The sequence below is a fragment of the Streptomyces olivochromogenes genome, assembly GCF_021538895.1.
GTDB lineage: Bacteria > Actinomycetota > Actinomycetes > Streptomycetales > Streptomycetaceae > Streptomyces > Streptomyces olivochromogenes_A.
Genome location: NZ_JADDRL010000018.1, coordinates 1 through 12056, shown reverse-complemented (window position 1 = coordinate 12056; position 12056 = coordinate 1). Strand labels below are relative to the sequence as shown.

Below are 12056 nucleotides of genomic sequence, written 5' to 3'. Positions count from 1 at the left end.
GCGGTCGCCTCGACGTCGGTGTTCTGTCGGTGGGGCGCGGCTGCCTCGACGTCGGTGTTCTGTCGGTGGGGCGCGGCTGCCTCGACGTCGGTGTTCTGTCGGTGGGGCGCGGTCGCCTCGATGCCGGTGTCCTGTCGGTGGGGCGCGGTCGCCCCGATGCCGGTGCCCTGCCCGCCGGACGCGGTCTCCCCGACGCAGGCGTCCTGCCCGCCGGATGCGGTCGCCCCGACGCCAGTTCCCCACCCGCCGGAAGCGGACTTCACACCCGCGAGCGGACACCCGCAGATATGTGACTCAGGTCACAAGAAATCTTCTCGGATGCGGGAAATAACCGGGGACCGTTTCCCCGTTTAGACCTGTGTCCGAGCGAAACGGGGACTCCTTCCCCGGATCGAGACCGCAGTCGACCTAGGAGTGCGCCGTGCAGACCGCCACCCCCGTAACGCGCAAGGCACCCCGGCCCCGTGCCGATGCCCTGCGCAACCGGGAGCGGATCGTCACCGCTGCCCGGGAGATGTTCGTGGAGCACGGCCCCGACGTGCCGCTCGACGAGATCGCCCGCCGGGCCGGCGTCGGCAATGCCACGGTGTACCGCAACTTCCCGGACCGCGACGCCCTCGTCCGCGAGGTCGTCTGCTCGGTCCTGGACCGTACGGTGCGCGCGGCGCAGCAGGCCCTCGCGGAGGGCGGTGACGCCTTCGACGCGCTGGAGCGCTTCGTGCACGCCGCCGCCGACGAGCGGATCAGCGCCCTGTGCCCGATGGTCACCAGCACCTTCGACCAGTATCACCCCGACCTCGAAGCCGCCCGGGAGCGTGTCGAGCGGATCGTCGAGGACCTCATGGAGCGGGCCAAGGTGGCCGGACTGCTCCGCGCCGACGTCGGTGTCGGCGATCTGATGGTCGCCGTCGCGCAGCTCAGCCGGCCCCCGGCCGGTACGGGCTGTCTCAGCGCCGACCGCTTCGTGCACCGGCATCTGCAGCTGTTCCTCGACGGGCTGCGGGCGCCGGGTCGCTCGGTCCTGCCCGGTACGGCCGTGACGATGGAGGACCTGCGCCAAGCCTGATCACGCCGAGCTCGATCCCGCCCAGACCAAGCCCGATCCCGCCCAGCTAGATCCGACCAGCCGATCCCGCACCCGATCCCGCACCGGATCGATGAGTTCCGGGCCGTACCGCGGTCCTCACTGACGACCAAGACTCACGACCAAGCTTCCGGCCGTCCTCAAGGGCGGGCGGTCCCGAATCCTCATCCCTCTCGTCTCGTTCCGCGTCTCTTTCACCGTCACCTTTTTTCCGTCCCGAAGTCCCGAAGTGGGTATCTCCATGTCTGAAACAGCCGCCAAGGCTCGCGGCGCCGCCGCGGCAACCGGCGACGCCAACCGCTGGAAAGCGCTCATCTTCATCGCGCTCGCCCAGCTGATGGTCGTCCTCGACGCGACCATCGTGAACATCGCCCTGCCCTCCGCCCAGCAGGACCTGGGCATATCCGACGGCAACCGGCAGTGGGTCGTCACGGCCTACGCCCTCGCCTTCGGCGGTCTGCTCCTGTTCGGCGGCCGTATCGCCGACCTGTGGGGCCGCAAGCGGGCCTTCGTCATCGGTCTGACCGGCTTCGCAGCGGCCTCCGCGCTCGGCGGTGCCGCGACCACCGGCGCGATGATGTTCGGCGCCCGCGCGCTCCAGGGCGTCTTCGGCGCCCTGCTCGCCCCGGCCGCGCTCTCCCTGCTCGCCGTGATGTTCACGGACGCCAAGGAGCGCGCCAAGGCGTTCGGCATCTACGGCGCGATCGCCGGTGGTGGCGGCGCCGTGGGCTTCATCCTCGGCGGCGTGCTGACCGAGTACCTGGACTGGCGCTGGACGTTCTTCGTGAACATCCCGTTCGCCGTGGTCGCCGCGCTCGGCGCGTACTTCGTCATCCGTGAGCCGGAGGGCGGCCGCAACCGCTCCCCGCTCGACATCCCGGGCGTCGTCCTGTCCACCCTTGGTCTGGTCTCGCTCGTGTACGGCTTCACCCGTGCCGAGTCCGACGGCTGGGGCGACACCCTGACCGTCTCGCTGTTCGTCGCGTCGGCCGTCCTGCTGTTCACCTTCGTCCTCGTCGAGGCCAAGGTGAAGGCCCCGCTGCTGCCCCTGCGCGTGGTCACCGACCGCAACCGCGGCGGCATCTACCTCTCCCTCGGCATCGCGATCATCGCGATGTTCGGCACGTTCCTCTTCCTGACCTACTACCTTCAGGTCATCAAGGGCTACTCGCCGATCAAGACGGGCTTCGCCTTCCTGCCGATGATCGCGGGCATGATGGTCGGCTCGACCCAGATCGGCACCCGTCTGATGACCCGGGTTCCGGCCCGGATGCTGATGGGCCCGGGCTTCCTGGTCGCCTCCGTCGGCATGCTGCTGATGACCCAGCTGGAGATCGGCTCGTCGTACGCCGCGACGATCCTGCCGGCGATGCTGCTGCTCGGTCTCGGCATGGGTACGGCGTTCATGCCGGCCATGTCCCTGGCCACCCTGGGCGTCGAGCCCCGGGACGCCGGTGTCGCCTCCGCGATGGTCAACACCTCGCAGCAGGTGGGCGGCGCGATCGGTACGGCCCTGCTGAACACGATCGCCGCCTCCGCGACGACCGCGTACATCAAGGACCACATCGCCGGCGCGACCTCCAAGTCGCAGGCGCAGCTGGTCCAGATGCAGGGCGCGGTGCACGGCTACACCAACGCGATCTGGTTCGCCGTCGGCATGCTGGTGCTGGCCGCCGTCATCGTCGTGACCTTCGTCAACGCCGGCACCCCGGGCAGCGGCGCGGTGGCCTCCGGCGAGGGCGTCGAGGACGAGGTGCCGGTGCCGGTGGTCGCCCACTGAGGCACCCGGGACACCCCGGACACCCCTTCGGGACCATCCGTGCGCACGGGGAGGGGACGCCCCGTACGTGCGACTCCCAGGACCTGCCCCGGCTCCGCGAGTGAGCGGCTCAGCGGAGCCAGGGCAGGTCCGCACCCGCTTCGTTGGGCTGAAGACCCTCGGCGACGATCTCCATGATCTCGCCGAGGGTCTTCTGCTGTTCGGGGGTCAACCGCTCGAACAGCGCCTGGCGTACGGCGGCCACATGGCCCGGCGCGTTGCGCCGCAGCACCTCGGCGCCCTGGTCGGTCAGCACCGCGAACTGGCCGCGCTTGTCGGAGGAGCAGTCCTCGCGGTGCACCCAGCCGTTCTTCTCCAGGCGGGCGATCGCGTGCGAGAGACGGGAACGGGTGATCTTGGCCATCATCGCCAGCTCGGTCATCCGCAGCCGGCGGCGCGGCGCCTCGGCGAGCTGGACGAGAAGGCCGTAGTAGATGTGCGGCATGCCCGCGTCGCGCTGCAGCTGACGATCGAGGTGGTCCTCCAGCAGGGTGGTGGCCTGGAGGTACGAGCGCCAGACGCGCTGCTCCTCGGCGGTGAGCCAGCGCTGCTGTGCGGCGGAGTCGGATGCCGTGTTCATGCGTCCCACTCTACGAGGAATCTCCTTGAAACTTGAACAAGTGCGGCGTACTCTGTTCGGGAGAGCTTGAGAGTTAAAGCAATAGCTGAGAAAGCAACCGGTGAGGAGCCGCCGTCATGTCCGCCGTCGCCCAGGAGCGCATGCCCGCCCTCTACCTCGGCCACGGCGCGCCGCCGTTGGCCGACGACCCGGTCTGGCCCGGCCAGCTCGCCGCCTGGTCCGCAGGCCTGCCCCGTCCCAAGGCGATCCTCATGGTCTCCGCCCACTGGGAGGAGGCCCCCCTCGCCCTCGGCGCCACCAGGACCGTCCCTCTCGTGTACGACTTCTGGGGCTTCCCGGAGCACTACTACCAGGTGACGTACGAGGCGCCCGGCGCCCCCGAACTCGCCGAGTCCGTGCGCAAGCTGCTGCGCGCCCCGGGCATGCCCGTGCAGGACATCCCGGACCGCGGCCTCGACCACGGCGCCTACGTCCCCCTCGTGGAGATGTTCCCCGCGGCCGACATCCCGGTCCTACAGGTCTCCATGCCGACCCTCGACCCGGTGCGGCTCATGGACATCGGCCGCCGGCTCGCCCCGCTGCGCGACGAGGGCGTGCTGATCGTCGGCTCCGGCTTCTTCACCCACAACCTGGCCGCCCTGCGGTACACCGGCGACGGCGTCCCCAGCTGGTCCTCCGAGTTCGACGACTGGGGCCGGCGCGCCCTGGAGGCCCGCGACTGGGACGCCCTGCTCGACTTCCTCGACAAGGCCCCCGCCGGCCGCTACGCCCACCCGCGCACCGAGCACTTCGCCCCGCTCTTCGTCACCATGGGCGCGGCGGAGGCGGGCGGTGAGCTGGACGCGCAGAAGTCGGTGATCGACGGGTTCTGGTTGGGAATGGCGAAGCGGTCGGTGCAGTTCGGCTGACTGGGAGATTCCGGCGATCCCGGAAATCCCGGAGATCTTCTCGGTCGGCCCGGAGATCCTCCCGGCCGGCCTAGAGATCCTTCTCGTACCAGGCCACGTCCCAGTACCGGCCGAACTTGCGGCCCACCTCGCGGTACGTGCCGACGTGCCGGAACCCGAGACGTTCGTGCAGCCGCGTGGACGCTTCGTTGGGCTGGGCGATGCCCGCGTAGGCGCGGTGCAGGTCCTCGTCCGCCAGGGCCTCGAAGAGGGACTTGTACAGGAGCGTGCCCACGCCGCGCCGCCCGGCGTCCGGTGCGACGTAGACCGTGACCTCCACGGAGGTGGAGTACGCGGGCTTGGGGCGGTAAGGGCTGGATGTGGCGTAACCCAGAATCCGCTGTGAGTCCACGTCCACGGCAACCATCAGGCGGTACGGGCCGTCTTCCGGGTGGGAGAGCAGCCAGGGGCGGCGCTCCTCGGGCGTGAAGTTCGCGGTGTCGAAGGTGATGGGCGTCTCGCGCACGTAGTGGTTGTAGAGGTCCGTGAGGACTTCGAGGTCACTCTCGACTCCCGGCCTGACCTGCACCTCTCCCAGCTCGGACGTCATCTCGCCTCCCTGTGGCCGGACAGGGTACTGCATGATCAGAAAAATTGAAGGACGGGTTGGGAATTCTGTCCGGATTCCAGTCGTTGTTTCCTTCGAACGCAGGGCACTCATGGAGAGTCCCGGTAGTTCCCCAAGTGCCGAGCGTTCGTTGGACCACCCGCTGACCTACCATCGCAAGGGAGCACGCATGGCAACCCGTGCCGTCGCCCGTCGTAAGTCCGCCTCCGGCGAGACGGCCGACGCGGCAAGCAGTGTTCGCGCCCATGGCGGCGAGATCGCCGACCGCGACCTGGTCGGCATGTACCTCGACGAAATCGCGCGAACACCGCTGCTCGACGCCGCCAAGGAAGTCGAGCTGTCCCAGACCATAGAGGCGGGTGTGTTCGCGCGGCAGGTCCTCGACGGATACGAGGAGTCCACCACGGACGCCTCCCGTGCGGAACTGGAAGCCCTCGTCGCCGAGGGCGAGCGCGCCAAGGACGTGTTCATCAAGTCGAACCTCCGTCTGGTCGTGGCAGTGGCCCGGCGCTACCCGCGCAGTGGTCTGCCCCTGCTCGACCTGGTCCAGGAGGGCAACGCGGGCCTCGTCCGCGCGGTCGAGAAGTTCGACTACCGCAAGGGCTTCAAGTTCTCGACGTACGCCACCTGGTGGATCCGTCAGGCGATCACGCGCTCGATCGCGGACCAGTCCCGCACGATCCGTCTGCCCGTCCACCTCGTGGAGGAGCTCGGCCGGATCCGGCGCGTACAGCGCGAGTTCAACCGTGAGCACGGGCGCGAGCCGGAGCCCGCGGAGATCGCCGCCGAGCTCGGCTCCACCCCGGAGCGCGTCACCGACGTGCTCGACTGGGCCCGTGACCCGGTCTCGCTGAACATGTCGGTGGACGACGAGGGCGAGACCCAGTTCGGCGACCTGCTGGAGGACACCTCGGCCGTCTCCCCGGAGCAGTCGGTGCTCACGCTGCTGCGCAGCGAGGAGCTCGACGGCCTGATCGGCCGGCTCGACCAGCGCACGGCCTCCATCATCAAGATGCGGTACGGCATCGAGGACGGCCGGGAGCGCACGCTCACAGAGGTCGGCAAGGAGCACGGCCTGACGCGCGAACGCATCCGCCAGATCGAGAAGCACGCGCTGCTCGAACTGAAGAAGCTGGCCCGCTCGACCGGCTTCGACGCGGCGGCGTAGGCGGCATGGAGCAAGGCATGGCATAACCGGCAGACACGGCGGCGCGGCGAGAGAGCCGCATGCGTGGCAGCGTGTGCGGCTCTTTCACGCCGGGTGGCGTACAACCGCCCCTCCCGCGTACGCCGGGTGGCGGAAGACAGCGCAAACATGGCTCTGTACCGCCGCTTCAACCCTCTGGGCCCCGGGAACAACCCTTCAGGGCCCAGGAGTTCGGGGTTCGGACCGCACTCCTCCGACCCCACCACACCCTGAGCCACGTCCCGACGCACTCCCCCCCGGCGCCGGGACCTTCCCAGAGCCGGGCTTCGGCGCCCTCCCCCCGGGTGCCGGAGCTCGGCTCCTTTTCATGTGACCACGGGGCCCACCGCGGGCGCTCGCAGGAGCGGCTTCCGGGGGCAGACCCGCACAGGGGCAACGTGGAAGGGCGGGCCACCCCGTACCTGAACCCCGGGGTGGCCCACCGGATGGCAGATTCTGCCACATGGGCATAGCCTGCCGCCGTGAGCACCCCCAGCCCCACCGGCGGAACCCCGGAGCAGCCGTTTTCCTCGGCCCCTCCGGTCTCCCCGGGCTCTCCGGTCTCCCCGGGCTCCCCGGCCTCGCTGACCGAGCGCCGCAAGGCCGAGACCCGGATGGAGATCGCCCGGGCGGCCGCCGCACTGTTCGTGAGCCGAGGCCTGCGGGCCACCCGCGCCGAGGACATCGCGCAGGCCGCCGGGGTCGCGCCGCGCACCTTCTACCGCTACTTCGCCACCAAGGAAGAGGCGGTGGCCCCCCTGTACGCGGCGGGTGCGCAGTGCTGGGTGGAGGCGGTGCGCGAGGCACCCGCGGAACTCTCGCTGCCCGAGGCCCTGGAACACGCGGCCCACCGGACCCTCACCCCCGGCCTCGGCGTCTCCGCCGCCTCCTGGGAATGGGTCCGCACCCTCGTCCGCCTGGCCCACACCAGCCCCGCGCTGGGCAAGGTGTGGGCGGAGGTCTGCCAGACCTCGGAGCACACGCTGACCCAGGTGCTGACGGCTCGGCTGGTTCCGACGGGGCCCTCCGACAACGTTGCCGATCACTCGACCGACCTGCACTTCACGGCCGCTGTCGCGTGTGCGGCGGTACGGGTGGCGGTCGAGTCCTGGTCCATGACCTCGGCCCCGGCGACGGGTCCGGAGGGCCCGGCGACCCTGGCCCTGAGAAATCTCGCGGCGCTGCGGGACTTTCCGTGGGGGGACGTCGGGGTGCGGCCCGCTTAGGCGGGTGGTGGGGGAAGCCGTGGCCCGGAAGGTCGCCGCTCACCCACCCGCCGCCCGGCTGAATCGCCCGCCCAAATCCCGTACGCACGCGACGAGTTCATCGGGCCCCCGCACGACGAACTCGCACCCCGCCATCACCAGCCGGACCGCAAGCCACTCCACGGCCTCACCGGTGGACCCGCGCAGCACGCAGCCGATCCCGTCCCCGTCCGGCTCCGGCGCCCCGAGCCACTCGGGCAGCCGGGAAGCGACGACGTCGGCCGCCGCGGCGAACGCGACCGTGAACTCGTACGTCTCCTGCTGCCCTTGGATGGAACGCCGCAGATACTCGACCGCCCCGCCCGTCGGCAACGGGCGCGGAGCGAACCGCGTGCCGGTCGCGAACGGCTTGGTCACTCGGTCGACGCGGAACGTACGCCAGTCGCCGCGGTCGAGGTCGTACGCCACGAGGTACCAGCGCCGCCCGGTCGACACCAGCCGGTACGGCTCGATCAGCCGGCGCGACTCGGTCCCGTCCCCGGCTCGGTAGGCGAAGCGCAGCCGCTCGTGCCCCGCCACCGTGGACGCCATCACGGTCAGTGTCTCGGGCGCGATGCTCGCCCCGTCCCCGCTGGTCAGCGGCGTCGTCGCGGCCTGAAGCGTGGACACCCGGTGGCGCAGCCGCGAGGGCAGCACCTGCTCCAGCTTCGCCAGCGCGCGTACGGACGCCTCGTCCACCCCCGCCACCGCGTGCCCGGCGCCGGCCCGCAGCCCGACCGCGATGGCCACCGCTTCCTCGTCGTCGAGCACGAGCGGCGGCATCGCCTTGCCCGCGACCAGCCGGTACCCGCCGTCGGCGCCCATCGTCGCCTGCACGGGATAGCCCAGTTCACGCAGCCGGTCGACGTCCCGCCGCACCGTGCGGCGGGAGACGCCGAGGCGTTCGGAGAGCTCCGCGCCGGGCCATTCGCGGGGCGTCTGGAGGAGGGACAGGAGCTGCAGCAGCCGTGCCGGTGTGTCCGTCGTCATACCTTCGAGCATGCCGCAGAACTAGGACACGATCTGACCTAGTGCGGTCCTACCTTTGAGCCATGACCTCCACCGAGACCCCCTCTCTCGCACAGCCCGACGCCGGTGACCGCCGGCGCTGGATCGCGCTCGCGATCGTGATGACCGCGGCGTTCATGGACCTCGTAGACGTCACGATCGTCAACATCGCCATCCCGTCGATCAAGCACGACGAGGGCGCCTCCTTCAGCCAGATCCAGTGGATAACCGCCGGCTACGCCCTCGCCTTCGCCGCCGGCCTGATCACCGGCGGTCGCCTGGGCGACATCCACGGCCGCAAGCGGCTGTTCCTCATCGGCGTCGGCGGCTTCACCCTCGCCTCGGCCCTGTGCGGCTTCGCCGCGAACCCGGAGATGCTGGTGGCCTCCCGCATCCTGCAGGGCGGGATGGCGGCGATGATGGTCCCGCAGGTCCTGTCGATCGTGCACGCCACCTTTCCGGCCCACGAGCGCGGCAAGGTCTTCGGTCTGTTCGGCGCGATCGTCGGCCTGGGCGCGGTCTCCGGTCCGCTGCTCGGCGCGCTGCTGACGGAGTGGAACCTGTTCGGGCTCGAGTGGCGGCCCATCTTCCTCATCAACCTGCCGGTCGGCGTCGTCGCCCTCTCCCTGGGCCGCCGCTTCATCACGGAGTCCAAGGCGCCGAAGGCGCTCAAGCTGGACCTCGTCGGCGTCGCGCTGGTGACGCTGGGCCTGCTGATGCTGCTCTACCCGCTCACCCGCGGCCGTGAGCTGGGCTGGCCGCTGTGGGGCTACGCGTCGATGGTCGGAGCGCTCGGCGTCTTCGCGGGGCTGGTGGTGTACGAGCGGCGCAAGAGCGCGCGGGACGGCTCCCCGCTGGTCGAGCTGTCCCTGTTCAAGGTGAAGAGCTTCGCGGCGGGCATCGCCGTGCAGACGGTCTTCGGCATCGCGCTCGGCATCTTCTTCCTGGTGTGGACCCTGTACATGCAGGTGGGCCTGGGCTGGAGGCCGCTGCGGGCCGGTCTGACCGGCGTGCCCTTCTCGATCGCCGTGTCGATGGCGGCCGGGATGTCGGTCCAGAAGCTGGTCCCGCGCTTCGGCCGCAAGGTGCTGCAGGCCGGCGCGCTGGTGATGGCCGCCGGTGTCCTGATCTACATCGCGGAGTCCGAGCGGTACGGCCTCGGCATCGCCTCCTGGCAGATGGCGCTCCCGCTGGTCGTCATGGGCGCTGGCATGGGTCTGATCGTCGCCCCGCTGACGGACGCGGTGCTCTCGGAGGTGCCGCGCGAGCACGCGGGCTCGGCCTCGGGCCTCATCAACACCGTGCAGCAGATGGGCAACGCGCTCGGGCTCGGGCTGGTGTCGGTGGTCTTCTTCGGTGTCATCGACGACCGGCTGACCCGGGCCCAGGTGGGTCCGGCCTTCGTGAACGCCTTCCAGCACGCGCTGTGGTGGGTGGCCGGGGTGATGGGCGTCATCTTCCTGCTGATGTTCGCGCTGCCGAAGCGGCCCGCCCAGCATGTCGAAGGGGCCGGGGAGCTCCCGGCCGAGGACACCGCGGACAAGCAGCCGGAGCTGGTGTCCTGATTCCTCAGGACCTCCTGAGCTTCGGATCCGCTGAGCTTCGCCGGAGCACGGGCCCGGCACCCTCCCTCGGGTGCCGGGCCCTTTCGCATGGGGTCCGAACGGGGTCCGAACGGGGCCAGAAGTCCGTTCATGCCCGGATTGGGCCCGAACCTGTTTACTTTCCGGATATCCGGGCGTAGCCTCGCAGTGAAACCACAGATTCGGGCATTGGTCGGAGGCAAACGGACATGTACGCACCGGAGCGGCAGCAAGAGATCCTCCGGCTCGCCCGTGACGGCGGCCGGGTGGACGTCCTGTCGCTCGCCGAGGAGTTCCAGGTCACGGCGGAAACGATCCGCCGCGATCTGAAGGCCCTCGACCGCGCGGGCCTCGTCCGCCGGGTGCACGGAGGTGCCATTCCGGCCGGACGCCTCGACTTCGAGCCGGACCTCGCCGAACGCGAGTCCACGTCGGCCGACGAGAAGGACCGCATCGCCAAGGCGGCCCTCACCGAACTGCCGACCGAGGGCACGCTGATCCTCGACGCCGGTACGACGGTCGCCCGCCTCGCCGGTGCCATCCCCCTGGAGGCCTCGCTCACGGTCGTCACGCACAGCCTGCCGATCGCGGCCCGCCTCGCCGACCACCCGGGCATCCAGCTCCACCTGGTCGGCGGTCGGGTGCGGCACCGTACGCGCGCCGCCGTGGACGCCTGGGCGCTGCGCGCGTACGGCGAGATCCGCGCCGACGTCCTCTTCGTCGCCGCCAACGGCTTCTCCGCCGAGCACGGTCTGACCACCCCCGACCTGGCCGAGGCCGCGGTCAAGCGCGCCGCGGTGGCCGCCGCCCGGCGCGTGGTCCTGCTGGCCGACTCCGCCAAGCACGGCCAGGAACACTTCGCCCGCTTCGGCGACCTGAGCGACGTGGACCTGCTGATCACCGACAGCGGGCTGAGCCCCGACGACGCGGCCGCCATCGAGCGCGGCGGCACGGAAGTAGTACGCGCATGATCCTCACCGTCACCCCCAACCCCTCCCTGGACCGCACGTACGAGGTCCCCGCGCTGGAGCGCGGTGAGGTCATCCGTGCCTCCGGCGAGCGCATGGACCCCGGCGGCAAGGGCGTGAACGTCTCGCGAGCCGTCGCGGCCGCCGGACGGCGCACGGTCGCCGTGCTGCCCCTCGGTGGTGCGCCGGGAGCGCTCGTCGCCGACCTGCTCGACGCGCAGGGCATCGAGGTCGTGCCGGTCCCGGTCGCCGGGGCCACCCGCTCCAACATCGCGCTCGCGGAGGCGGACGGGGTACTGACGAAGATCAACGCACCGGGGCCCCAACTGTCGGCGGCCGAACAGGAACTGCTGCTGGAGACGGTGCGCGCGCAGTCGGGCGACGCGAACTGGATCGCGTGCTGCGGGAGCCTGCCGAGAGGGCTCGCACCGGCGTGGTACGCCGATGTGGTCGCGCGGGCGCACGCCGACGGCGCACGCATCGCGCTGGACACATCGGGGCCCGCGTTGCTGGAGGCGTTGCGCGAGCACCCGGACGTGGTGAAGCCGAACGCCGAGGAACTCGCCGAAGCCGTCGGGCGCCCCCTGGCCACGGTGGGCGACGCGGTGAAGGCGGCCGAGGAGTTGCGCGAGCTGGGCGCGCGCGCCGTGCTCGCGAGCCTGGGCGCCGACGGGCAGTTGCTCGTGGACGGCACGGGCACCTGGTTCGGCAGCGCGCGCGTGGATGTCGTACGCAGCAATGTGGGCGCCGGCGACTCCTCGCTCGCCGGCTTCCTGATCGCGGGCGGCAGCGGGCCGGATGCGCTCGCCTCCGCCGTCGCGCACGGCGCGGCCGCCGTCCGGCTGCCCGGTAGTGAGATGCCCGCGCCGGGCGACCTGGACCCGGCGGCGGTGACGGTCACGTCGGCGATCCCGACGGACCGTGAACTGACGGAGCCGGTGTCATGAACGCCCGTACGACCACGGCGTCCACCGCGCTCCTCGCACCGGCCGTGAGGCGGTGGGGCCACCCGTCGCCCGCCGCGGTCGTGGACCGGCAGGGCACCCCGAGCCGCCCTGCCGCCCGCCGG

General features: G+C 71.0%; 11 protein-coding genes. 8 read left to right on the top strand and 3 right to left on the bottom strand.

From position 1 onward, the window contains the following. Positions 1-421 precede the first annotated feature (421 nt). Together IPZ69_RS11485 and IPZ69_RS11480 are read left to right on the top strand one after the other, a co-directional pair. Entirely contained in the window at positions 422-1066 is a 645-nt protein-coding gene (locus tag IPZ69_RS11485; RefSeq protein WP_235453960.1) for a TetR/AcrR family transcriptional regulator, read from the top strand. A gap of 259 nt (positions 1067-1325) precedes the next feature. Next, a complete protein-coding gene (locus tag IPZ69_RS11480; protein ID WP_235453959.1) occupies positions 1326-2864 on the top strand; it encodes an MFS transporter in 1539 nt (512 codons plus the stop codon). 109 nt (positions 2865-2973) lie between these two features. Here IPZ69_RS11480 and IPZ69_RS11475 read toward each other — a convergent pair whose 3' ends face one another. After that, the gene (locus IPZ69_RS11475) at positions 2974-3483 is read right to left on the bottom strand and encodes a MarR family winged helix-turn-helix transcriptional regulator (RefSeq protein ID WP_235453958.1); all 510 of its coding nucleotides are present in this window, start codon (positions 3481-3483) and stop codon (positions 2974-2976) included. Between the two features lie 116 nt (positions 3484-3599). On the opposite strand from IPZ69_RS11475, the gene IPZ69_RS11470 reads away from it, so the two are divergent. After that, positions 3600-4391, top strand: coding sequence for a dioxygenase family protein (locus tag IPZ69_RS11470; RefSeq protein WP_235453957.1), 792 nt, complete (start codon positions 3600-3602; stop codon positions 4389-4391). Positions 4392-4461: 70 nt separating this feature from the next. Here the strand turns inward: IPZ69_RS11470 and IPZ69_RS11465 are convergent, their stop codons facing one another. After that, positions 4462-4980 carry a GNAT family N-acetyltransferase gene (locus IPZ69_RS11465; protein WP_235453956.1) on the bottom strand — a complete coding sequence of 173 codons (519 nt, stop codon included), beginning with the start codon at positions 4978-4980 and terminating at the stop codon, positions 4462-4464. Positions 4981-5167: 187 nt separating this feature from the next. On the opposite strand from IPZ69_RS11465, the gene IPZ69_RS11460 reads away from it, so the two are divergent. Together IPZ69_RS11460 and IPZ69_RS11455 are read left to right on the top strand one after the other, a co-directional pair. Beyond that, positions 5168-6166, top strand: a complete 999-nt coding sequence (locus tag IPZ69_RS11460; RefSeq protein ID WP_235453955.1) for a sigma-70 family RNA polymerase sigma factor — start codon at positions 5168-5170, stop codon at positions 6164-6166. A 632-nt stretch (positions 6167-6798) separates the two neighbouring features. After that, positions 6799-7410, top strand: coding sequence for a TetR/AcrR family transcriptional regulator (locus IPZ69_RS11455; protein ID WP_235454047.1), 612 nt, complete (start codon positions 6799-6801; stop codon positions 7408-7410). 39 nt (positions 7411-7449) lie between these two features. Here the strand turns inward: IPZ69_RS11455 and IPZ69_RS11450 are convergent, their stop codons facing one another. Continuing rightward, on the bottom strand, positions 7450-8418 hold the full coding sequence (locus IPZ69_RS11450) for a helix-turn-helix transcriptional regulator (RefSeq protein ID WP_235453954.1): 969 nt from the start codon (positions 8416-8418) through the stop codon (positions 7450-7452). A gap of 62 nt (positions 8419-8480) precedes the next feature. Between IPZ69_RS11450 and IPZ69_RS11445 the strand changes: the two genes are divergently transcribed. The 3 genes from IPZ69_RS11445 to pfkB all read left to right on the top strand — a co-directional run bounded on the left by IPZ69_RS11445 (position 8481) and on the right by pfkB (position 11934). Further along, positions 8481-10001 carry an MFS transporter gene (locus tag IPZ69_RS11445; protein WP_235453953.1) on the top strand — a complete coding sequence of 507 codons (1521 nt, stop codon included), beginning with the start codon at positions 8481-8483 and terminating at the stop codon, positions 9999-10001. A gap of 227 nt (positions 10002-10228) precedes the next feature. Next, on the top strand, positions 10229-10990 hold the full coding sequence (locus IPZ69_RS11440; protein ID WP_235453952.1) for a DeoR/GlpR family DNA-binding transcription regulator: 762 nt from the start codon (positions 10229-10231) through the stop codon (positions 10988-10990). Continuing rightward, a complete protein-coding gene (gene pfkB, locus IPZ69_RS11435; RefSeq protein WP_235453951.1) occupies positions 10987-11934 on the top strand; it encodes a 1-phosphofructokinase in 948 nt (315 codons plus the stop codon). Before IPZ69_RS11440 ends, pfkB begins: the two co-directional genes overlap by 4 nt. Positions 11935-12056: the final 122 nt, after the last annotated feature.

Coding starts and splice junctions, on each gene's coding strand:
- IPZ69_RS11450 (WP_235453954.1), bottom strand. CDS start 8,418: ATGACGACGGACACACCGGCACGGCTGCTGCAGCTCCTGTCCCTCCTC.
- IPZ69_RS11470 (WP_235453957.1), top strand. CDS start 3,600: ATGTCCGCCGTCGCCCAGGAGCGCATGCCCGCCCTCTACCTCGGCCAC.
- IPZ69_RS11440 (WP_235453952.1), top strand. CDS start 10,229: ATGTACGCACCGGAGCGGCAGCAAGAGATCCTCCGGCTCGCCCGTGAC.
- IPZ69_RS11465 (WP_235453956.1), bottom strand. CDS start 4,980: ATGACGTCCGAGCTGGGAGAGGTGCAGGTCAGGCCGGGAGTCGAGAGT.
- IPZ69_RS11455 (WP_235454047.1), top strand. CDS start 6,799: ATGGAGATCGCCCGGGCGGCCGCCGCACTGTTCGTGAGCCGAGGCCTG.
- IPZ69_RS11475 (WP_235453958.1), bottom strand. CDS start 3,483: ATGAACACGGCATCCGACTCCGCCGCACAGCAGCGCTGGCTCACCGCC.
- IPZ69_RS11480 (WP_235453959.1), top strand. CDS start 1,326: ATGTCTGAAACAGCCGCCAAGGCTCGCGGCGCCGCCGCGGCAACCGGC.
- IPZ69_RS11445 (WP_235453953.1), top strand. CDS start 8,481: ATGACCTCCACCGAGACCCCCTCTCTCGCACAGCCCGACGCCGGTGAC.
- pfkB (WP_235453951.1), top strand. CDS start 10,987: ATGATCCTCACCGTCACCCCCAACCCCTCCCTGGACCGCACGTACGAG.
- IPZ69_RS11460 (WP_235453955.1), top strand. CDS start 5,168: ATGGCAACCCGTGCCGTCGCCCGTCGTAAGTCCGCCTCCGGCGAGACG.